The sequence below is a fragment of the Mesorhizobium denitrificans genome (genome assembly GCF_003403035.1).
Classification (GTDB): Bacteria; Pseudomonadota; Alphaproteobacteria; order Rhizobiales; family Rhizobiaceae; genus Mesorhizobium_G; species Mesorhizobium_G denitrificans.
In genome coordinates this window covers 56,656-77,318 of record NZ_QURN01000003.1, presented here as the reverse complement: position 1 = coordinate 77,318, position 20,663 = coordinate 56,656, and the positions used below count along the sequence as shown (strand labels likewise).

The following is a 20,663-nucleotide window of genomic DNA, read 5'->3' as shown; positions in this document are numbered from 1 at the left end:
GGTTAGCTACTAGCTTTCTGGAAAGCGTTGGTGAATTTTACGCCGCCGAACTCATCGAAAGCCTGGCCCAGAACGACCGAGAAGCGTTTGGCTTCCAGTTCGGCCAGCGCAAAGCCACCTTTGAAGGAGGCAATCGGCTTGAACAAGTCGATGTTGCCAGTGCGGTAGATCATAGGTGTGTCGTGTTCATGGCCGTGGAAGATGCCAATGACATTTGCACCGGTAATCGTATCTAGCAGCGCCTGCTGCTCTTGCTGTGTCCACCAATGGGGCTTGCCGTGTCCCGTATCGTCGAAGGTGGATTTAGCTGGATCCCAACGCTCGGTGGAGAAGGGATCCCAGCCATAATGCTGGAATAGCACGACCGGCTTGCCGTTGGCGGCATTGGTCGCAAGATCCTGCTTGAGCCAGGGCAGGGCGCTGACCGCGCCTTTGCGCGTGTCGCCGCCGAAACGATGCAATTGCACGAGGTGCAGCGGCCCCCAATCCCATGAGTAGCAATCGCTGAGCGGGTCGAAATTCGCCGCAGGCACGGGCGGTTTGAAAAACACGCTGTTTTCGTGATTGAACCGCACATAATCGCGCAATTCGTCGCGATACCACTCAGTGTCTGGCGGGCGGCCATCCTGATCGAGATCATGATTGCCCAGGCCGGAATAGACCGGCACGTGCACCATATCCGGCCCTGTACCTTCGCGGTAACGATGGCTGAACTGAAGTATCTGCGTTCCTTCATCGCGCTCGGCCGTCTGGCCGCCGCCATCGTCAGTCATATCGCCGCCGACAACCACACCGCGCGGTCTACCGATAAGCTTGCCAGCATTGGCAAGCCCTGTCGGATTGCCATCGATGACCTCGGGCCAATGCTTGTATTCCAGATCGTTCAGCGCGCGAATGTGTCGCAACAGATTCGCATCGGTCTTGCCTTCCTGCTGACAATTTGGGCTCAATCCCGCACCCATGCGGCAAGCGTGAACATCCGCAATGAAGATGAAAGTGACTTTTTCGTCTGCCGCGCGGGAGGCACTGGACGGCCGCAAAAGTAGAAACGCACCGCTGCCAGCCATGAAAACACGGCGAGAAATGGGGAATCGGGTCGTTGAACCTGAGCGGTCGGGCATGAACGCCGCGCCTCACTGTATTTATATTGGTACGGCGCTGATTTGCGCCACGAATGGTGAGTTATTCAAACTATCTGAATTTGGACGTTTTTTGACAACGAGAACGGCTCCGGGCGGGTTTGCGGATTTTGCGAAGGAGCTAGTGCCGCGCGAATCCGCTCGCAAGTTAATTTCATGTAATTTGCAAATAAGCTTCGCCACCCTTTCTAGTTCGACACTCTGTTGATAGAAGCACCTTCGAAAGAGAGGTCGATTGTTGGCTTTTGCACAAAGAAGACAGGTCGCGTTTGCGCTCGTCGCAGCGATTGTTTTCGTGCTCCAGACACTGGGAAGTGCCTGGGCCGACCACTCGATTCCGATGCTCGATGCTTTCGGCAACCCGCTATGCCTCAACAATGATGTTGCCAGCGGCGGGCAGCACGACAGCGACCACAGCAAGCAATCCGACTGTTGCACGGCTGCGTGCAGCAGCTGGGTGGCCCCGGCGCTCGATCCGCAAAGTGCCTCGGAAGTTCTGGTCCATTTTCGCGAGATAGCCGCACCGTTTGGCGATGACCGAAATATCAGGACCAATTTGCTTGCGAACAATGAGCAGGCGAATCCGCGTGCGCCTCCACTGGCAATCTGAATGCAGCAGCGCGCAAGCGCGTTTTTCAGATTTCGCCCTGATGGGCACCAGATTGGAGCAAATAAATGCAACACTATTCACGCGGCGCAGCGCGCCATTTTCTATTTTACTCTCGCTTAACTCAGCAGATTTTCGGCGTCGTTGCGGTGACGGCAATGCTGCTGTTTGTGGCGGTGCAGGAGCTTTCTGCACATGAATACAAGGCCGGGACGATCAACATTCATCATCCGTGGTCGCGAGCAACGCCTGCGGGCGCAAAGGTGGCGGTCGGATATCTGACGCTGAAGAATGAGGGCAGCGAAGCCGACCGGCTCGTTTCAGTGGAAGCCGAAATTGCACCCAAAGGCGAAATCCATGAGATGTCCGTCGATTCAAATGGCGTGATGACGATGCGCGGCCTGCCGGACGGCGTCGAAATTCCAGCTGGTGCATCGGTCGAGCTCAAGCCCGGCGGATACCATCTGATGTTTATGGGTATCACGCAGCCAGTGAAGGAAGGCACGCGATTCAAGGGTAGCCTGACCTTTGAAAAGGCCGGCAAGGTTGATGTCGAGTTCGCTGTGGAGGCGATGGGCGAAACCATGGATCACAACGCACACGGCGGCTAGTTCCATGCGCGGTTGGGCAGCGCTACGCACGCTGCCCAATCGTTGGCGCACGCAACAGTTGCGAATTAGGTTGTGCAGGTAGTGTCTATTTTCAGATTACTTTGCGCATCTGCAAGACATTGCAACTGTTGTAACGATGATTCAATTAGTATTTGTGAATACGTGAAAACTGATAAACAACTTCGTGTTCCGGCAAAGTAGAACATTGATCCCCTTGATATTTTAGCGTAACGGGGAACTACGAGGTTGAAGATGCGATTCGACATAATCTCGGGCAAATGTCTGACGGCCATGGCCATCAGATTAACTGAAACGTATCTCGTGAACTAAACAGGAAATCTGAACAATGGAACATTCAGATGCTTCGTCTCGTGGCGGCGAGATGTTGATTGAATTAACGGCTGATGTGGTGTCGGCTTATGTAAGTAATAATTCGGTGCCAGCTTCGGAACTGCCTGCGCTTATCGCGGAAGTTCATGCGGCGCTCGGCCGGGTAGGGACGCTTCCCGAACCGCAGATCGCAGTGGACAAGCAGAAGCCGGCGGTGAACCCCAAGCGCTCGGTGCATGATGAATATATCATCTGCCTTGAGGATGGTAAGAAGTTCAAGTCGCTCAAGCGCCACATCATGACTCACTATAGTCTGACGCCTGAACAGTATCGGGAAAAGTGGGGTCTGGACGCGAATTATCCGATGGTTGCCCCGAACTACGCCGCAGCTCGTTCGCAGCTTGCGAAGAAGATGGGGTTGGGCCGCAAGCGGAAGAGTCGCAGCAGAAGCTAATTTGCGCCGCGCCTTCGAGGCGTAACGCAAACCCATTTGCGAGGATTGAAAGCGCCGTATCATGCGGCGCTTTTGTCATTTTAGGCGGTATCGCGAAGCCGGTCCAACGCTTGCTTCAGCGCGATGTGGCGATTGAGATCGTAGCTCCAATGGCGCTTGAGGCCCTTCAGGCGCTCGACCTTCAAAGCTCTTTCAAGTCGTTGCATGAGCGCGGCGTGTTGGTCGCCTGACGCGGCCAAAGCTTCGTCAAAATTTATGCCGCACAGAATCTGCAACGCCACGCGCTGCTGCGCGTCCGCAATTGCCACCGTATTCTTCGCACTAAAAGCGTGTGCTTCCTTCGCAAGTTCCTGCATCTGATCGCCTCCTTTTGCGGAAGCGCAGAGTGGCGGTGCGCCGAAGGGTGTGGAAAACTTTGGCTTTCAACCAGTAGATGCGTCAAAAAAGTTACGTAAAAACAAAGCGATACAAAAGTTCCACACAGCATTTTTGCCGCGCTTCTCCACATGTGACGATTACCTAATATAAGAACGAATTCCTATATTGAGGGTAACGGAATGAAGAGCCTCGCCATCCAACAAACGTTGTTTCAGCCCACTGAGAGCTTTGAACTGGACAGCTTTCTGAAAGACATCGGGCAAAGACGATTGCGCCGATCACAGGAGCGCGCAATCGAGCTTTGCGGCAATATTATCGAGATTATTTCGGCGCTGTTCAACGTGCCGAGCAAAGAACTGCGCTCGCCGCACCGGACCAGCCAGTCGATCGCGCAGGTTCGACAGATCGCCATGTATGTGGCGCATGTCGTGATGCGGCTTTCGATGAAGGAGGTCGGGCTTGGTTTCGACCGCGAACGCACGACGGTGCTTTATGCTTGCCACCAGGTTGAGGACCAGCGCGACGATATCGAGTTCGATCAAATGATCGTGCGCGCCGAGCGAGTGACTGCTGCGGCTCTGGCCGACAGGCTGGAGGGCTGAGCTTGGACAGAGCAGGTGATCGGTTTGGCGCGCAGCATCGCGACATTGAGATGCGAGCCGGCGCGGATGGCGAACTAGCGATAAACCTCAATGAATCGCCATTGGGCCAAATTGCCAAGCGCAAGGACAAGCAGGGCAAAAGCTTCCTGAATGAGATCGAGGTGCGCGCGGGCGAGCGGCTGCGCAGTGACTACACGCGCGGGCAGATGATGCCTCGGCTGGGTGCGAATTGGGAGGCGCGTGTTTCGTCGGGACGGCGTGGCGGCGGTGTTGCGGAACTCACCGAGACGGCGCTTGCGGCGCGAATGCGGGTGGAAAAAGCAATCGTGGCGGTGGGCCCTGAATTGTCGGGCGTGCTCATCGATGTGTGCTGTTTCCTGAAAGGGCTTGAAGTGGTGGAAGCGGAACGGCTGTGGCCCGCGCGATCCGCAAAGATTGTGCTCAAGGCAGCGCTCGGTGCGCTGTCGCGACACTATGAGCCGCCACGGACGCGCCCGACGGGGAACATCCAGCATTGGGGCGCGGCTGGTTACAAGCCGTCGATTGCGGGCTGATTTTTCAGCCTGCTTTGGCCAAGGCGAGTTCGGCGTCTCGTTTGATGCGTCGAACCATCGAGCGCAATCCGTTGGAGCGCTGCGGGGTCAGGTGCTCGTCCAGCCCAAGGTCGCGCAGCAGGGCTTCGGCGTCGGTAGCCATAATTTCGCTGGCATGTTTACCGGAGAAAGCGGCGAGCAAAATTGCGACAAGGCCGCGCACGATATGCGCGTCGGACGTGCCGGTGTAGGTGATTTCGGGATCGTTGCCGTTGCCGAATTCAGTGAGAAGCCAGACCTGGCTGACACAACCCGGAACCTTGTTCGCGTCAGTCTGGGCGGCGGTCGGAAAATCCGGCAGGGCTTCGCCAAGTTCGATGACATAACGATAGCGGTCCTCCCACTCGTCGAGGAAGGTAAAATCGTCACGGATGGCTTCGATGCTCGTCATGCGCACGATATAGGGTGGGCGCGTGCGCCAGTCACGGCCTAATTTGCTTCGGCCTCTCGGTTGGGATTGGAACTACCGGCGCATCCGGGCGGGGATGATTTTCAGGGGTCACGGTTTTGCGGGTCTGCTCGCTGACAACGCTAAGCGCGTTGGTGCCCATGTTGCACAGGTCGGGGTTGCGGCTGCACAAGCCCACAATGTCCTTGACGGTCTTGCCGGATTCCTTGGTGGCTTCGCTGATATTGATGGTGTGGCCGCGATAGGTCAGTTGCACACCAATGGGCAGGAAATACAGCACGAGCGCGAACCAGAACAAAAGGCGCAACAGGAAAAACATCACCGAACTCCAACTGCCGCAAACAGGTCGCAGCGCAAGACCCGACAATTTTCAACGAATTTTCTTAAGAGAATCATTCGAGGCGAGAAACAGGTGAGACATCTCAGTTTTCTGCCTTCCCCCTTGCGGGAGAAGGTGCCGGCAGGTGGATGAGCGGGAGCTTGCACGCAGGCGATTTGCACACGGTCCGTTTACCATGTGGGGCGAAGTGGTGGGGCTGCAGTAATTCTCGCCGAAAACGAGGATCACAAGGTCGCGAAACTGCGCTCGCTTTATCCTTTCCTTAAACCCCGAATGCGAGTGTCACGGCAAATAAACGATCCGCAAAGTCGGACAAGGTTGCGTTGCGTTGAATAGCGTATTGGTAAAACTCAGGGCGTTGTGCGCCTCCGCCACGGAAGGGTGCCGCAGGCTGGTCGATACCGCAGGGCTGACTGCGGAAGGCGTCGGCGTGCGCCTGCGCATGACCCAAACGCTTATCGCAGCACCGGCAGTGGCCGTTAGCGCCACAGCGCTGACGCTTTCGCAGGTCGATGGCCCGGCTACTCTGGCCGTTGCGAATTTCCTGATTTTCGGAGCTTGCTGGCTGGCCGGGCTTTTCGTTGCTTCTTACGGCAAGGAAAAGCTGATCGGCGCGCTGTCGCTTGCGGGTGCGGCGGTTCTGGCTGGCGGATTGATCGCGCTTGGTGGCGGACTTGCTTCGCCAATGGCCGTGCTGGCGCTGGCGCTGGTGTTTGAGCCCTGGTGGGTGTGGCGCAGCGAGCGTGCGATTCTTGTCGGTGTAATTGCGGCAGTCGGTGCGGTTGTAGCTTCAACATTGGTGCCGGTGGCTGGAGCAGGCGGCGCGAGCGCGACGCTGTGGCTGCCGGTCATGATCTACGGAATGACCATTGCGGCGCGGCTGATGAAATCGGAAAGCAGCGAGAGCAACGGCGCGACAAGCTTCGAGCTTGCCGAAGCGCTGGACGCGGCCGTGCTGCGCCTGACGGTGACGGGCGAGGTTTCGGATGTTACGGAAAAGACGCGCGACCTGATGCGCTTGCCGCCGGAACTGCTGTTGCAGCAGGGGCTGTTTGATCGAGTGCATGTTGCAGATCGGGTTGCCTATATGTGCGCGCTGTCGGACCTGCGCAACGGCGCGAAGAACCGTCAACTGGATATGCGCGTGCGCCTGCCAGCCGAAAACAGCGAATCGCTTGCGGGCGTTTATGAGTGGTTCAGCGCGGAATTTGTGCGGCTGCCCAGCGACGAGACGGGCGTGATCGCGATTTTCCGCGAGGCGCAGGACGTGAGCGAACTGAACGCCCGCGTCGAGTTGAGCGAAGAGCGCGCGGCGCAGGCCGAACTTTCCAAGGCGAGTTTCCTCGCGGCGGTGAGCCACGAGCTGCGCACACCGCTGAATGCTATCATCGGCTTTTCCGACATGCTGACGCATGAGCTTTACGGGCGCTTTGCCGACCCGCGGCAAAAGGAACACGTTGCGCTGATTAGCGAAGCGGGAAATCATCTGCTCGGTGTGGTGAACGCGATCCTCGACGTTTCCAAGATCGAGCTTGGCGCCTATTCGATTATCCGCGAGCCATTCAATCTGGGCGCGACGGTGAGCACCTCGCTTTCGATGATTTCGGTGCAAGCAGAACGCAAGGATATTGCCATCGATGTGCAGATCGATCCGGCGATTGGCGAGATTGACGCCGATGTGCGGGCGATCCGGCAGATCCTCATCAACCTGCTTTCCAATGCGGTGAAGTTTACGCCGGAAGGCGGCACGGTTGCGATTGGCGCATCTGACGATGGGAGCGCCGTGCGCATCTGGGTCAAGGATACGGGCGTTGGCATCGCGCCCCAGGACATTGCGCGTCTGGGGCAGGCTTTCGTGCAGGCGGGCGATGACTATGCGCGGCGCGGCGACGGCACCGGGCTGGGTCTTGCGCTCGTCAAGGGTCTTGCGCAGCTGCATGGCGGTTCCCTAACTATTGAAAGCGAAGTCGGGGCGGGTACGACTGCTATCGTGAGCATTCCGAAGACGCATCAGGCAGGAGAGCCGGGGCAGGCCGAAGTGCAGATTTTGAGAAACGGGTTGGATCATGGCGCGTTCCGCAAAACCGCGTAAGAAGCGCGCAGCAGCCCCGCATGACGGCGTTGTCGTTCAGGGCATGCAGGCTGTTGGCAGCTTCATGTCGAATAACCCGGCACTGGTTGGCGGCACGACCGCGTTCCTGATTGCACTGTCATTCGTTTCGGCCAATGCGCTTTGGTATCAGCCGCATGCGCATACTTCGCCGCTGTTTTCCACGCGTTCGTTCGATAGTTTCGTTGTAAGTAGCCGCAATCAGACGAACGAGCCGGAGACGACTATTCGTCTTGAGCGGCCGGAAACGCCGCTGCCACAAGCGCGGCCAGCGGATGTGCCGCGCAGTGTGCCGAAAGGCGATGCGCAGTTGCAGTCTGTGCAGGCAGTGCTGAAGCAGCTCGGATATTATCAAGGCGATGTCGATGGTTTGGCGGGGCCGAATACATCGGCGGCGATCTCGGCCTATCAGCAGAAAATGGGCTTTACGGTTTCCGGGCACGTTGATGAAAAACTGCTGAAAGAACTCGGCATTGCCGACATTACCGGCTCGATCGAGCCGCCAGCGCCTGCGCCGGACGCGACGGCGCTGCTGGCAAGAATTCAGACGGGCCTGAAGGCATTCGGCAATGAGGGTATCGATGCCGATGGCCGCATGGGCGCAAAGACGCGGGCGGGAATCAAGGAATTTCAGGCGCTGTTCGGCCTACCGCAAACGGGCGAGCCGGATGAGGCTGTTTATCGCAAGATGAAGGCCGAACATCTGATCGACTGACCGCTTTGCTTCGCCTATGAGCGGCATATGAGAATTACTTCAGAACTGTGGGTTGCCGCTGTTGTGCGGCGAGTGTTCAGCGCTGGTGGCTTTGCTGCCGTGCTGAAACGCGGCGCAACGGAAGCGGGCGCGATTTTCGTGGTTACGCGCAACCGGATGGGGGAGGCGGCACTTTATGGCCCCGCGCCGCAAGCCAGCTATGACACGGGCAAGCCGCAAGACCGTCGGTTCCAGCTTGTCCTGCAGGACAGCGCAGAAAAGATCGAAGCGCGGATTGCGAAGGAGGAGCGTTTCGACCCTGACCTATGGGTGGTCGAACTGGAGCCGGGCAAGAAAGACGCTTCCGAATTTATACTGATCGAGCAGATCTGAGCGCAGGCGTGGTCTGCCAGCGTTCAAGCCGACGACCTGCCGAATCGAGCGTCGAATCGCGATAGTGCTCCAGAAATTCGGCAATGTGCTCGGCATCTGGAAAGCGCTGTGGAAGCAGCGCCGATAGCAATAGGTAGGCGCGCTCTTCGGAAAGGCCGATGGCGCGAAACGCCATTGCGAGCTTTTCGCCGCTGGCGTCGGTAGCGATGATCCATGCCGTTTCGCGGCTGACGCCGAGGCTGTCGGAAAGCACCGCAACGAATCGCGTACCGCCACCCTTGAGGACCGTGTCGCGCAGCTTTTCATAGCTTAGCTTGATGTCCGCTTCGGTAGCGGTGGGCCACGTTCCTGCGGCGAGCATGATGAGGCGCAGCTTTTCGCGCGCTTGCTCCAGACGTTCGGCGGTCGTTGATTGAGGCTTTTCGGGCACGGGCTCAGCCGGGCTGGTCTTTGCTGTCGAAGGATGGCGCATCTCGATTAACCGGATCAGCTGAGAAATGGACGGGTGAAGACTGCTGCGCCGTGCAATGGCGCGTGCGTGACCGATGCCATGCGCGCCGATCAGAATGATGAGGTCTGTATCGGTGAGGCTCGTGGAATGGGTGAGCAGCGGAGCGGCGATGTCGATGGACATGCGGGCAAGCTCGCGCACCAGTTCCGGCGGCTCAGTCTCGCATTTTGACAGCGCGGCAGCGACGTAGCGCAAGGTTTCACGCGAGGCGCGGCCAATGAGCGGAAGCGCAAGATCCTGAAGCTGTTGCGCGTCGAATTTACGCGGACGCGTGAGCGCGCAATAGCCGGACACCGCCGCGCGCAGCAGACGGTCCGCACGCGACATCTGCGCATGCGCGAATGGCCTTAGATCGGAGGAGGAAGACTGCACCCGGAATACGCCCGATCACGAACTCAAAACTCAACCGGACAGATGCCGGTACACAAAATTCAAAATAGGTCGAATTTGTTAGCACTGTGTTAACCGAGTTTGCTGCTGAATTGGAAAAGGAGGCGTTGCGTAAAGTGCTCCGTATCTTTGAAGATCGGATAACGCATCATGGGCATGGTACTCTCATTCGTGCCGAGGACTTCGGCATCCAGTCAGCGCCAGAAAGCTGGCGAACTCGCTCCGGTGATCATTTTTCCCGGCGTACGCTACGAGCGGATCAAAGCGGAAGACAAAACAGACGAAACGCAGTGCGCAGCGGTGCAAAAACCCGCGCATTGAGGTTGTTGGGTACGGCGAATGGTTGTGCGCCAAAATCCATTCTCTGCCGTCATCCTCGGGCTTGTCCCGAGGATCTGCAGGTTATCAAATTCGATCGTAGCAGACCCTCGGGACAAGCTCGAGGGTGACGAAAGGGTATGAGGCTACGAGGGGCCGACAGGCCGCTGGGCAGCGCAGGCGGCAGACAAAATAGACGAAACGCAGTGCGCAGCGGTGCAAAAACCCGCGCATTGAGGTTGTTGGGTTCGGCGAATGGTTGTGCGCCAAAATCCATTCTCTGCCGTCATCCTCGGGCTTGTCCCGAGGATCTGCAGGTTATCAAATTCGATCGTAGCAGACCCTCGGGACAAGCTCGAGGGTGACGAAAGAGTATGAGGCTGCAAGGGGTAGTCCGAGAATGATGAAGAGACGTTGCGTTGAGGCGCGCTACTGCGGTTGGCAGCGGAGCGAATCAAGGAATGCGTCGACGGACGGTCCCCAACTCTCGTCGGGAATGAATGCGCGGATTACCGTGACGCCTTCCTCTTCCGAAGATTCGACAAAGACGGACTGGCCGAGCTCTTCAGGCACTTCCTTGCGCACTTCGAGCATTTGCGCGGGCGTGAGCACCACAATGTCCAGCGCCTTGTCGCGGGCGCTGCGGTCGTTGAAGCTGTAGAGATTCTTGCCCGCGCGGTCATAGACCGACGCAGACCAATACGGCACAGCGCCGGCAGCTTGCACGCGCAGCAGGCCATCAGTCAGATCGAACCGGCAGGCAACGGAGCGAAAGAGAGGATCGCGATTTGCGTCGCGCGCCGTGCCGGGCAGATTGTTGCGCAGGGGGAGCGGCTGATAAAGATCAGCGGCCTCGGCCATGCGCGACCATGCGCTTCGGTTAGAGATTTCCGGCAATAGCAACAGAATGATGATGTGCAGGATCGCCGCGCCCAAAAGGCCGAGCAGGACGGCATGACCGATGCGGAAAGCTGCTGCCTTACCCATTGCAGGCAACCTGCGTGATGGACGGCATTTGCATGGTTTCCGCCATCGGCCCACCCTGAGTGAGCGAGTCGTAAATGGTCAGCACCAGACGCGTGCGGCCTTCGCCTTCGGTGCGCAGCCAGTTGCCCGGCGCGGGCTTGGGGCCGATGGTAATCTCGATGTTGTTGTCTTCGCCACGAATGACGGAACGCGATTGTAAGGTGCCGTGCGCCGGAGCGGTGGCCACGCGAATTGCGTCGAGATATTCGTAAGGTTCCGAGCGGAGCGTCCAGAATCGCGCCAGCGGTGTTTCGCCGGTGAGACGATAGACACACTCTGCGCGCAATGCGTTGCCGTTATCGTCGCTCTGTGCGGAAAAGCTGAGTCCTTCCGAGCGCCCGAGCGACAGAGTGCCTTCGACGGCAGCTTCCGCCAGCGCATAAGGATCGGCGGTGACAGAGCCTGAGTCAGGATAGGCGGTCCACGAGCCGACGCGGGCAGCGCCGAGTTTGATGTCTCGATCCATAACGAATGCAACGCTTGCTGCACCGCCACAAATGGCGACTGCCAATGTCAGCAGAATAAGCAACGCGGTGCGGATCATAAACGACCCTAAAGCGCGGTGAGAGCCGCAGGGGCGGGCGCTTCAAGCTGCTCGGCGCCCGCGAAGCGGTCCGCCATCTGGCGCAGCACGCGCGCCGTGTCGGCGGACAGGACGCGGGGGGCGTCGAGGTCTGGCGCGGGCGGGCCGTCCGCCGTTTCGGTGTGAGCCGCTTCCTCCTTCGCCTTGGCGATGATTGCCGGATCGACAAACGGATTTTCCAGGCCGGGGATAGGCTTCAGGTCGATGTTCTGGTGGATGTGAGTCATCAGCCGGTTCCATGTCATGGCGGGCAGGGAGCCGCCCGTCATCTCCTTGGTCGGCGTGAAGTCATCATTGCCGAGCCAGACGGCGGCTGTGTAATTGCCCGTGAAGCCAACATACCACGCATCGCGATAGGATTGAGTAGTGCCGGTTTTACCAGCGGAGCGGATCAACGGCATGGAGGCGCGGCGACCTGTTCCCGCATCATTTACGCCCGCAAGCATACTGTTCATGTAAGCCACGGATTGATCGGTGAGAACGCGGCGCGGGGCAGGCGCATCGCGTCCGTGATCGTAAAACACGTCGCCGGAGCGCGTGCGCAATTGCGTGATGCCGTAGCGCACGCCGGAATAGCCACCATCAGCGAAGGTGTTATAGCCGGTCGCCTGATCCATAACCGTCATGCCCGACGTGCCAAGCACCATCGTCTTATGCTCATTTAGCTTTGATTCCACGCCCATGTCGTAAGTGAGCTTCACTATGGGATCAATGCCGAGCTTTTCCTTGGCGAGCCGCACAGGGACCGTATTGATAGACCGCGCAAGCGCGCTGGCCAGCGTGACGCGACCTGAGAAGGAGCGTCCGTAGTTCTTCGGCGTCCAGTTGCCCCAGGAGACAGGACCATCCGACACCACCGTTTCAGGGGTCATGCCCGCTTCCATCGCCGCGGCATAGACATAAGGCTTGAAGGAGGAGCCGACCTGCCGCTCGGCCTTGGTGGCGCGGTTGAACTGGCTCGCGCCATAATCCCGCCCGCCGACAATGGCGCGAACAGCGCCGTTCGTTTCCATGACCACGACGGCGCCTTCGGTGACGCGGTAGTCCTTGCCATATTGGCGAAGGTGAAACTCAACCGCTTCTTCGGCGGCGCGCTGGATGTTGATGTCGGCAGTGGTGCGCGCGACCATCGAGTGAATGCCGTATTTTTGGGCGATGCGCTTGGCTTCATCAAACGCCCAATCGAGGAAATAATCCGGTGCTTTCAGGTCGCCGCGGTCGATGATGTCGGCAGGGTGGAGGCGCGCCGAAAGCACCTGGCCTTCGGTGAGGAATCCGCCCTGAACCATGTTGGTCAGCACTTCATTGGCGCGGGCGCGCGCTGCCGGAAGGTTTATGTGCGGCGCATATTTCGCCGGAGCCTTGAACAGACCCGCAAGCATGGCGGCCTCAGCCAGCGTGAGATCCTTGACCTGCTTGCTGAAATAGAAATCTGCCGCTGCGGTGATGCCGAACGTGCCACCGCCCATATAGGCGCGGTCGAGATAGAGCTGGAGAATCTCCTTCTTGGAGAGGTTCATCTCAAGCCAGACCGACAGGAAAGCTTCCTTCACCTTGCGCTCGACGGTGCGCTCATTGCTGAGGAAGAGATTCTTCGCAAGCTGCTGGGTCAGCGTGGAGCCGCCCTGAACAACTGAGTTCGCGCGAACGTTTTCGTTCATGGCGCGTGCAAGGCCGATGAAATCAATGCCGTAATGATCGAAGAAGCGGCGGTCCTCCGTGGCCAGCACAGCGTTGACGACGAAGCCCGGCATTTTGTCGACAGGCACCGAATCACGCTGGATGATTCCGCGCTGGCCGATCTCATTGCCGTAGCGGTCAGTGAAGGTGACGGCGAAGTCGCCGTGATTGCGCCAGTCGCCCTTGGTTTCCTCAAAGGCAGGCATGGCAAGCGCCAGCATAACGATAGCGCCACCGGCACCCATCGTCATGGCCTCGGAGCCAAGCTCGACAAGCGCCCGCCGCCAACCGCGCACGCGGAAACGGCGGAAGAAAATCGTGATACTTTCCCAGAAATCGCGAAGGCGGAAACCGACCGAATAGACAGCCGAATCAAGCCAAGCATCAACCGCCAGCGCCAGACCAGCACGCGGCGCTTTAAGCTTGGTCTTTCCCTCCCGTCTGAACATAACTCCGGCATCCCCCGCCAAGGGCCGCTAATGGATATAGGCTGAATGCGCCCGCAAACCAAACCAAAAAGACCGAAGAGCCTTTAACAATTCGTGTGTGACGGGGCGTTGTCGAGCAATGAAAAAATAATAGGAAAATAATCCTTGACACCGTGACGGTGGTTTGGTAGGATTTATCTATCGTCAGAAAAGTGTGAGCGGCGCGGGCCGAATGCGCAATCTACAGCGTCTCCGGATGGTGTGGATTGAATGCCGCTATGGCTTTCACTCATTACCTTTCATCCGCCTGCCTGCACCTTCTCCCCTCGCGGTAGAAGGTGCAGGCAGGCGGATGAGGAGTGTCAGCGCAAGCTGGCCGACGCAACAAACCTACATTAATCGGAGATGGCATTGCCACAATGGAACCGCGCGCGAGAGCGAGCGCAGCGCCAGCTTGTCGAGTTTAATGGCGTTTCGCTCGAACAATTGGCCGATGCGACGGGTCGTTCGCTGAACTCCATCCGCAAGCAGGCGCAACTCCACGGATGGAGGTTGTCCGGGGAGGATGATCGCACCGTCGCAAAATTGAGAAAGGCTTCGGCCTCTATCGCGCGGCGCGTGGAAGAAATGCTGCGCATCTCAGAACATGGCGACGCGCTGGATAAATCCGAGATGGATGCACTCAATTCGGCAGTGCGCGTCACCGAAAAACTGATCGAGATTTTGAGCCCAGATGAACTCATCCGAGACAACGCCTTGCGGCAGAACGAAGACCTCGCGCAGATGCTCGACCGGATCAACAGACGGATCGTCAGCCTTGCCAAAGAACTCGCAGCTGACATGGCTGCGGGCAAATCTGGGGGAAACGGCGAACGCAATCGAAAATGAATGGCTGATGACCTGCCTGCCGGGGCGCTATCGTGCGCTCGGCGTGCCGGACAACTGGCTCGTGCTGGGCGGGCGCGGTTCAGGCAAGACGCGGCTCGGCGCGGAATGGACTATCGCGCAGGCCTGCGGGCTTCCGCCAATCGCAGAAGCGGGAAGGCCGAATGGACGCATTGCGCTGGTGGGGGAAACGCTGGGCGACGTGCGCGAAGTGATGATCGACGGGCCGTCTGGGATACGCTCTGTCGCGCGATGTGACCGCCCGCGATATGAGCCGACACGGCGGCGGCTTTTATGGGCGTCGGGCGCGGTGGCTTATGTGTTTTCGTCGGAAGACCCGGAGAGTTTGCGCGGGCCGCAATTCATGGCCGCGTGGTGCGACGAGGCTGCGAAGTGGAAGAATGCCGAACATTGCTTCGACATGCTGCAATTCGGCCTGAGGCTGGGCCAGAGGCCGAAGCAACTGATTACAACGACGCCGAAGCCGACTTCGCTGATCAAGCGGCTGATGGGTGATCCGGCATTTGAGGTGGATCGCTATTCGACGCGGGACAATGCGGAGAATTTGGCAGAAGGGTTCATTGCAGCGCTGGAAGGGCGATATGCCGGGACGCGGCTGGGACGGCAGGAGCTTGACGGCGAACTTATCGAAGATCGCGAGGACGCGCTGTGGACGCGCGCGGGCATCGAGGGCGCATATCTGGCAGACATGCCGGAATTGCAAAGGATCGTGGTGGCGGTCGATCCGCCTGCGGGTTCGCGCAAAACGTCTGACGCGTGTGGAATCGTGGCGGCAGGAATTGCGGATGGCGGTCGCGTTGTCGTGCTGGCGGATGAAAGCGTGCGCGGACTGAAGCCGACCGAATGGGCGGCGCGCGCGGTTGCGCTTTATCATCGGCTGGCAGCGGATTGCATCGTGGCGGAGGTCAATCAAGGCGGCGATATGGTCGCGGCGGTGATCCGCACGGTCGATGCAAGTGTTGCGGTGAAGGATGTGCGGGCGCAGCGCGGAAAATGGCTGCGGGCCGAGCCGGTGGCAGCACTTTATGCGCAAGGGCTGGTGCGCCATGCGGGGCGCTTTCCCGAACTGGAAGACGAGATGTGCGATTTCGGCCCGAACGGGCTTTCGGATGGGCATTCGCCGGACAGGCTGGATGCGCTGGTGTGGGCCGTGACCGATCTTTTGCCACGCGCATTGGGCGAACCGCGCATTCGCGATTTCGGCTGATCGACATATTCAAGAGGATTGCTGATGGATTGGAAATGGCCCTGGTCGCGGGGGAATCGCGCGCGCCTTGAACGTAAGGACGCGTATGGATTTGTGACGCTGCAAACGCAAGGAGAGGCGCGGTGGACACGCCGGGATTATGCCTCGCTGGCGCGCGCGGGGTTCATGGGAAATCCGGTGGCGCATCGCGCAGTGCGGATGATCTGCGAGGCGGTGGCAGCGGTGCCGTTGCTGGCGTTTGAAGGCGAGGCGGAACTGAACGCGCACCCGCTGCTGGACCTGCTCGCGCGGCCAAATCCGCGACAGGCGGGCGGGACGTTTTTCGAGGCGCTTTACGGGCATTTGCTGCTTTCAGGAAATGCTTATCTGGAATTGATCGAGGTCGGGCCGCAAGCGCGCGAACTGCATTTGCTGCGGCCCGACCGGGTTATGGTGATCTCGGATTCCAGCGGCTGGCCAACCGCGCTTGAACATCGCGAAGGCGCGAAGAAGCGCCGCGTTTCGCTCGGGCTCGATCCGGGCGGCGGGGCGGTGCATTTGAGCCTGTTTCACCCGCTCGACGATCACTATGGATTTGCGCCACTTGAGGCTGCGCTGGTCGCGCTGGATACTCATGCCGCGGCGGCGCGCTGGAACAAGGGGCTGCTCGACAATTCGGCACGGCCTTCCGGCGCATTGGTGTATGCGCCGAAGGATGGCGGCAATCTTTCCGGGGAGCAGTTCGACCGGCTGAAAACGGAGCTGGAAGAGGGCTATTCCGGCCCGGCGCGCGCGGGCAGGCCGTTGCTGCTGGAAGGCGGGCTGGACTGGAAGCCCATGGCACTGACGCCGAAAGACATGGACTTCGTCGAGGCGAAACATTCGGCCAGCCGGGATATCGCGCTGGCGTTTGGTGTTCCGCCCATGCTGCTGGGTATTCCCGGCGACAGCACATATTCCAACTATCAGGAAGCCAATCGCGCGTTTTATCGGCTGACGATTCTGCCACTGATAGCGCGGACAATGCGTGATCTATCGGCTTGGCTCGCGCCGCTCTACGGCGACAATGTGCGGCTCTGGTTCGATGCCGATGGCATCGAAGGACTGGCCGCCGAACGCGATGCGCTGTGGGCGCGCGTAAGCGCTGCGGATTTTCTGACCGACGACGAGAAGCGCACGGCGGTTGGATACGGCGTGAGCGGATAGCCGCTCTATTTCAAGGAAAAAATCGAAATGCAGCAAATGCCTGACGCGGCTCTGGAATGGGCCGTGAAAGGAGCCGGCGCTGTGGCTGGCTCCGCAATCTCGCTCGCCTACATTCTGCCGCGCGGACGGCGCGAGGCGGCGCTGAGGTTCTTCGTTGGCGTGGCGTGCGGGCTGGTGTTCGGCGGGACGGTGGGCGTGAAACTCGCCGACGAACTGGGCGTTGGCGCGCTGCTTGGCGCGAACGAAACAATGCTGACGGGCGCAGCCGTCGCAAGCCTTTGCGCGTGGTGGGGGCTCGGCCTGACACTGCGCTTTTTCCAGGCCGAAATCGGTAAGAAGGAAGATTGAACAATGAACAGTAGGGCCTTGGCGCGCCTGCTCGACACAAAGCGCGTGGAGCTTGCACTGGCGCGCGTGGATGAGCGCGGCGAATTCAGCGGCTATGCAAGCCTGTTTGGCGAGACGGATCTGGCGCAGGACGTGGTGGAGCGCGGTGCTTTCGCACGCTCGCTGGCAAGGCGCGGGGCCAATGGCATCCGCATGCTGTTTCAGCACGACCCGAACCAGCCCATCGGCGTGTGGACACACATTGCCGAGGACACGCGCGGGCTGTTTGTGAAGGGCAAGCTGACGGAGGGCGTGGGGCGCGCGGCGGAAGTGCTGAGCCTGATGCGGGCGGGCGCGCTGGACGGGCTTTCCATCGGCTTCCGCACGGTGCGGGCAAACCCGGACAAGACGAGGGGCGTGCGCCGGATTCTGGAAGCCGACCTCTGGGAAATATCGGTGGTGACGTTTCCGATGCTGCCGAACGCACGCGTTTCGGTGGTGAAAGGGCGCGACGGCGCGCCCGACGAAAAACAATTGGCGGCGCAGATGCGCGCAGCCTCCCGCATGTTCAACGAAAGGAACGGACAAGCATGGCAATAAACCAGACGGAACGAGCGCCGGAAAACAAGGGCGGTGAACTGGCCGATGCGTTCGGCACGTTCATGACGTCATTCGAAAGCTTCAAGCAGGCAAATGACGAGCGGCTTGCACAGCTTGAAACGCGCTCCGGCGCGGATGTGCTGACGACCGAAAAGGTGGATCGCATTTCACGAGCGCTGGATGAGCAGAAACGCGCGCTGGATGCGTTGACGATGAAGGGCCTGCGTCCCGGTTTGGGTGGTGCAGGGGCGGTTCAGCCGGACGAGCACAAGGAAGCCTTCGAGGCGTATATGCGCTCCGGCGACGACCGCCAGATCCGCGCGCTGGACGCCAAGGCGATGTCCTACGGTTCCGGTCAGGATGGCGGCTATCTGGTGCCTGCACAGACCGAAGCAGAAGTGAGCAAACGACTGGCAGACCTATCGCCGATCCGCTCGATTGCGGCTGTGCGGCAGGTTTCGGCAGCAGTGCTGAAAAAGCCGTTCGCGGTGGGTGGACCTGCGGTCGGCTGGGTCGCTGAAACGGCAGCGCGCCCGCAGACCAATACGCCAACGCTGGCTGAGTTGCAGTTTCCGACAATGGAACTTTACGCAATGCCCGCGGCGACCTCGGCGCTGCTTGAGGACTCGGTTGTCGATCTCGACCAGTGGATCGCAAGCGAGGTGGATGCAGCTTTTGCGGCGCAGGAAGGCGCGGCCTTCGTCAATGGTGACGGGACCAACAAGCCGCGCGGTCTGCTGAACTACGATCAGGTTGCAGAAAGCGCCTGGGAGTGGGGCAAGGTGGGCTATATCGCTTCGGGCGCGGCGGGTGCGTTCCCGGCAAGCAATCCGTCGGACAAGCTCATCGACCTCGTTTACGCGTTGAAGGCGGGATACCGCCAGAATTCAAGCTGGGTGATGAACCGCAAGACGCAGGCGCTGATCCGCAAATTCAAGGACGCGGACGGCAATTATCTGTGGGCGCCGCCAGCGGTTGCAGGACAGCGCGCGACGATGCTGGGCTTTCCGCTCGTCGAGGCCGAAGACATGCCGGATGTGGCGGCGAATTCCGCGTCGATTGCGTTCGGCGATTTCAGCCGCGGCTATCTGGTGGTTGACCGCACGGGCGTGCGCGTGCTGCGCGATCCGTATTCCGCCAAGCCCTATGTGCTGTTCTACACGACCAAGCGCGTGGGCGGCGGCGTGCAGGATTTCGATGCGATCAAGCTAATGAAATTCGCAGCTTCCTGACGGTTTCACTGTCGGGATTTCACGCGGCCTCGGCGCACCTCCCGCCGGGGCTGTTTTCTTTTCCAAACGGGTGAGCAATCGTGACTTCTATCCGAACAGGTGAGCCGGGTGCCGAGCCCGTTACGCTCGCCGAACTCAAACAATATTTGCGGCTTGGACACGCCAGCGAAGACGATTTTCTGGTCGGGCTGATCCGGGCGGCGCGCGAAGATCTGGAACGCGCGACAGGGCTGGCGCTGATCGAGCAGGATTGGCGGTTGGTGCTGGACCGCGTTCCGTCGAACGGCATTGTGCTTCTGCCGCGCCATCCGGTGCGGGAGGTTGCAGCGGTGACTTTCTACGATGCGGATGGCGCGGCGCACGTCTTATCTGCCGATGAGTATCAAGCCGATACGGTCTCGCGCCCGGCGCGGATTGTCATTGCAACCAGGCTTAACGGCCTGCGCGTGATGAATGGGCTGGAGATCGACTTTGCCTGCGGCTTCGGTGAGGCGGGGCCGGACGTGCCGGATATTCTGCGCCGCGCAATCACACTGCTGGCGGCGCATTGGTACGAATTCCGCACGAGCTACGGCCCGTCCGAGCAGCCCGTTTCCTACCCGGCAGGGTATGACCGAATGATTTCAGCCTATGTCGAAAGGCGGCTTTGATGACCACATTGAACATTGATCCAGGAGCGTTTCGTGAGGAGCTTTCCCTGCAGGAATGCCAGACCGTTTATGACGCGCTGGGCGGGTATACCGAAAACTGGAACGAGACGGCCAAGCTGTTTGCCAAGATCGAACCGGTGAAGGCTTTCAGCAGCTTTGCCGCCGACCAGACGGTCGAAACCGTGACGCATGAGATTACGATGCGCTGGCAGGCCGGCATTCAAAGCGGAATGCGGCTGGTGAAGGACAATCGCATTTTTGAGATACGCACCGTGTATGATCCGGACGAGAGCGGGCGCTATCTGCTTTGCGGCGTTTCGGAGAAGGGCGCTTGAAGCTGGCGGTGAAGCTGACCATGCAGGGCTTGATCCGCGCGCTGAGGGCAAAGGCGCATGATCTTGCGGAAGACCTCGAACAAGGGCAGGCTGACGCAAGGCCGCAAAGGCCAGCGCGACAGCGCGAAAGCAGGGGAGACGTGAATGGCATCCGCCGCGATTGAGTTGCAGAAGGCGGTGTTCGCGCTGCTGCAAGGCGATGCGACCCTCACCACCATGCTTGGCGGCGCAAAGGTGTTCGATCACACCAAGTCCGACGTGGCGTTTCCCTATGTCACATTCGGGCGCACCAGCTTTTATGACTGGAGCACGGGCACCGAAATCGGCACCGAGCATCTTTTCACGCTGCATGTGTGGTCGAAAGCGAAGGGCAAGCAGGAGACGCTGGATATTATGCAGCGCCTCGAAACATTGCTGCACGACAAACCGCTCGCGATGAGCGGGTTCAGGCTCGTGAACCTGCGGCAGGAATTTGCCGAAACGCGGTTCGATGAAGATCAATCCGTCTATCACGGGCTGATACGCTTTAGGGCGGTCGTCGAAGCGGGTTAAAATCAAACCAATTCAGTGCCTTGCGGTGCTCCGATGAATCGGGGCGACAGCACCATTTTTGCCAAAAAAGGAA

Annotated in this window: 27 protein-coding genes; 19 read left to right on the top strand and 8 right to left on the bottom strand. The window is 59.5% G+C overall.

The window, feature by feature from the left end; translation table 11 throughout:
• Positions 1-2 precede the first annotated feature (2 nt).
• Positions 3-1,067: a metallophosphoesterase gene (locus tag DY251_RS03855; protein WP_245415846.1), complete on the bottom strand. Its 1,065-nt coding sequence runs from the start codon at positions 1,065-1,067 to the stop codon at positions 3-5.
• A gap of 310 nt (positions 1,068-1,377) precedes the next feature.
• Here DY251_RS03855 and DY251_RS03850 point away from each other — a divergent pair, with 310 nt between their 5' ends.
• From DY251_RS03850 to DY251_RS03840, 3 genes are all read left to right on the top strand, one after another.
• Complete coding sequence (locus DY251_RS03850) at positions 1,378-1,749, top strand: hypothetical protein (protein WP_116622547.1); 372 nt, start codon at positions 1,378-1,380, stop codon at positions 1,747-1,749.
• A 65-nt stretch (positions 1,750-1,814) separates the two neighbouring features.
• Positions 1,815-2,357, top strand: coding sequence for a copper chaperone PCu(A)C (locus DY251_RS03845; protein WP_170971306.1), 543 nt, complete (start codon positions 1,815-1,817; stop codon positions 2,355-2,357).
• A 346-nt stretch (positions 2,358-2,703) separates the two neighbouring features.
• Positions 2,704-3,141, top strand: a complete 438-nt coding sequence (locus tag DY251_RS03840) for a Ros/MucR family transcriptional regulator (protein WP_116622546.1) — start codon at positions 2,704-2,706, stop codon at positions 3,139-3,141.
• A gap of 80 nt (positions 3,142-3,221) precedes the next feature.
• Here the strand turns inward: DY251_RS03840 and DY251_RS03835 are convergent, their stop codons facing one another.
• Positions 3,222-3,497, bottom strand: a complete 276-nt coding sequence (locus DY251_RS03835; protein ID WP_116622545.1) for a cytoplasmic protein — start codon at positions 3,495-3,497, stop codon at positions 3,222-3,224.
• 201 nt (positions 3,498-3,698) lie between these two features.
• Here DY251_RS03835 and DY251_RS03830 point away from each other — a divergent pair, with 201 nt between their 5' ends.
• A complete protein-coding gene (locus DY251_RS03830; protein WP_116622544.1) occupies positions 3,699-4,121 on the top strand; it encodes a helix-turn-helix domain-containing protein in 423 nt (140 codons plus the stop codon).
• Positions 4,122-4,123: 2 nt separating this feature from the next.
• Positions 4,124-4,675, top strand: a complete 552-nt coding sequence (locus DY251_RS03825) for a DUF6456 domain-containing protein (RefSeq protein ID WP_199498781.1) — start codon at positions 4,124-4,126, stop codon at positions 4,673-4,675.
• Positions 4,676-4,679: 4 nt separating this feature from the next.
• Here DY251_RS03825 and DY251_RS03820 read toward each other — a convergent pair whose 3' ends face one another.
• Positions 4,680-5,105 (bottom strand): SufE family protein, encoded by a 426-nt coding sequence (locus DY251_RS03820; protein ID WP_116622543.1) that lies wholly within the window; start codon positions 5,103-5,105, stop codon positions 4,680-4,682.
• 31 nt (positions 5,106-5,136) lie between these two features.
• Complete coding sequence (locus DY251_RS03815; protein ID WP_116622542.1) at positions 5,137-5,442, bottom strand: DUF5330 domain-containing protein; 306 nt, start codon at positions 5,440-5,442, stop codon at positions 5,137-5,139.
• Between the two features lie 361 nt (positions 5,443-5,803).
• Here DY251_RS03815 and DY251_RS03810 point away from each other — a divergent pair, with 361 nt between their 5' ends.
• The 3 genes from DY251_RS03810 to DY251_RS03800 are packed head-to-tail and all read left to right on the top strand — an operon-like array spanning position 5,804 to position 8,660.
• The gene (locus DY251_RS03810; protein ID WP_137113450.1) at positions 5,804-7,555 is read left to right on the top strand and encodes a sensor histidine kinase; all 1,752 of its coding nucleotides are present in this window, start codon (positions 5,804-5,806) and stop codon (positions 7,553-7,555) included.
• Complete coding sequence (locus DY251_RS03805) at positions 7,530-8,288, top strand: peptidoglycan-binding domain-containing protein (RefSeq protein ID WP_116622540.1); 759 nt, start codon at positions 7,530-7,532, stop codon at positions 8,286-8,288. Before DY251_RS03810 ends, DY251_RS03805 begins: the two co-directional genes overlap by 26 nt.
• Before the next feature lie 27 nt (positions 8,289-8,315).
• The gene (locus DY251_RS03800) at positions 8,316-8,660 is read left to right on the top strand and encodes a DUF1491 family protein (protein ID WP_116622539.1); all 345 of its coding nucleotides are present in this window, start codon (positions 8,316-8,318) and stop codon (positions 8,658-8,660) included.
• Here the strand turns inward: DY251_RS03800 and DY251_RS03795 are convergent.
• Positions 8,638-9,498, bottom strand: a complete 861-nt coding sequence (locus DY251_RS03795; protein ID WP_116622538.1) for a DUF2336 domain-containing protein — start codon at positions 9,496-9,498, stop codon at positions 8,638-8,640. The genes DY251_RS03800 and DY251_RS03795 overlap by 23 nt on opposite strands.
• Before the next feature lie 213 nt (positions 9,499-9,711).
• Between DY251_RS03795 and DY251_RS21420 the strand changes: the two genes are divergently transcribed.
• Complete coding sequence (locus DY251_RS21420) at positions 9,712-9,882, top strand: hypothetical protein (RefSeq protein WP_158553216.1); 171 nt, start codon at positions 9,712-9,714, stop codon at positions 9,880-9,882.
• A gap of 426 nt (positions 9,883-10,308) precedes the next feature.
• Here the strand turns inward: DY251_RS21420 and DY251_RS03790 are convergent, their stop codons facing one another.
• Genes DY251_RS03790 through DY251_RS03780 form a run of 3 tightly spaced genes read right to left on the bottom strand, consistent with a single transcriptional unit; the run spans position 10,309 to position 13,617 of the window.
• Entirely contained in the window at positions 10,309-10,866 is a 558-nt protein-coding gene (locus DY251_RS03790; protein WP_116622537.1) for a DUF1254 domain-containing protein, read from the bottom strand.
• Complete coding sequence (locus DY251_RS03785) at positions 10,859-11,449, bottom strand: DUF1214 domain-containing protein (RefSeq protein WP_116622536.1); 591 nt, start codon at positions 11,447-11,449, stop codon at positions 10,859-10,861. Before DY251_RS03785 ends, DY251_RS03790 begins: the two co-directional genes overlap by 8 nt.
• Before the next feature lie 8 nt (positions 11,450-11,457).
• Entirely contained in the window at positions 11,458-13,617 is a 2,160-nt protein-coding gene (locus DY251_RS03780; RefSeq protein ID WP_116622535.1) for a transglycosylase domain-containing protein, read from the bottom strand.
• 390 nt (positions 13,618-14,007) lie between these two features.
• On the opposite strand from DY251_RS03780, the gene DY251_RS03775 reads away from it, so the two are divergent.
• The 10 genes from DY251_RS03775 to DY251_RS03735 all read left to right on the top strand — a co-directional run bounded on the left by DY251_RS03775 (position 14,008) and on the right by DY251_RS03735 (position 20,590).
• The gene (locus tag DY251_RS03775; RefSeq protein WP_137113451.1) at positions 14,008-14,484 is read left to right on the top strand and encodes a hypothetical protein; all 477 of its coding nucleotides are present in this window, start codon (positions 14,008-14,010) and stop codon (positions 14,482-14,484) included.
• 7 nt (positions 14,485-14,491) lie between these two features.
• Positions 14,492-15,709 (top strand): DNA-packaging protein, encoded by a 1,218-nt coding sequence (locus DY251_RS03770; protein WP_116622533.1) that lies wholly within the window; start codon positions 14,492-14,494, stop codon positions 15,707-15,709.
• Positions 15,710-15,733: 24 nt separating this feature from the next.
• The gene (locus tag DY251_RS03765; protein ID WP_116622532.1) at positions 15,734-16,894 is read left to right on the top strand and encodes a phage portal protein; all 1,161 of its coding nucleotides are present in this window, start codon (positions 15,734-15,736) and stop codon (positions 16,892-16,894) included.
• A gap of 27 nt (positions 16,895-16,921) precedes the next feature.
• On the top strand, positions 16,922-17,242 hold the full coding sequence (locus DY251_RS03760; protein ID WP_116622531.1) for a DUF6107 family protein: 321 nt from the start codon (positions 16,922-16,924) through the stop codon (positions 17,240-17,242).
• 18 nt (positions 17,243-17,260) lie between these two features.
• Positions 17,261-17,821 carry an HK97 family phage prohead protease gene (locus tag DY251_RS03755; RefSeq protein ID WP_425373276.1) on the top strand — a complete coding sequence of 187 codons (561 nt, stop codon included), beginning with the start codon at positions 17,261-17,263 and terminating at the stop codon, positions 17,819-17,821.
• Positions 17,812-19,053 carry a phage major capsid protein gene (locus tag DY251_RS03750; protein ID WP_116622529.1) on the top strand — a complete coding sequence of 414 codons (1,242 nt, stop codon included), beginning with the start codon at positions 17,812-17,814 and terminating at the stop codon, positions 19,051-19,053. The genes DY251_RS03755 and DY251_RS03750 overlap by 10 nt, the downstream gene beginning before the upstream one ends.
• Before the next feature lie 80 nt (positions 19,054-19,133).
• A complete protein-coding gene (locus tag DY251_RS03745; protein WP_116622528.1) occupies positions 19,134-19,703 on the top strand; it encodes a head-tail connector protein in 570 nt (189 codons plus the stop codon).
• Positions 19,703-20,038: a phage head closure protein gene (locus DY251_RS03740; protein ID WP_116622527.1), complete on the top strand. Its 336-nt coding sequence runs from the start codon at positions 19,703-19,705 to the stop codon at positions 20,036-20,038. Before DY251_RS03745 ends, DY251_RS03740 begins: the two co-directional genes overlap by 1 nt.
• On the top strand, positions 20,035-20,202 hold the full coding sequence (locus DY251_RS21415) for a hypothetical protein (RefSeq protein ID WP_158553215.1): 168 nt from the start codon (positions 20,035-20,037) through the stop codon (positions 20,200-20,202). The genes DY251_RS03740 and DY251_RS21415 overlap by 4 nt, the downstream gene beginning before the upstream one ends.
• Positions 20,183-20,590, top strand: a complete 408-nt coding sequence (locus DY251_RS03735; protein WP_116622526.1) for a DUF3168 domain-containing protein — start codon at positions 20,183-20,185, stop codon at positions 20,588-20,590. The genes DY251_RS21415 and DY251_RS03735 overlap by 20 nt, the downstream gene beginning before the upstream one ends.
• The last annotated feature ends 73 nt before the right edge of the window (positions 20,591-20,663 follow it).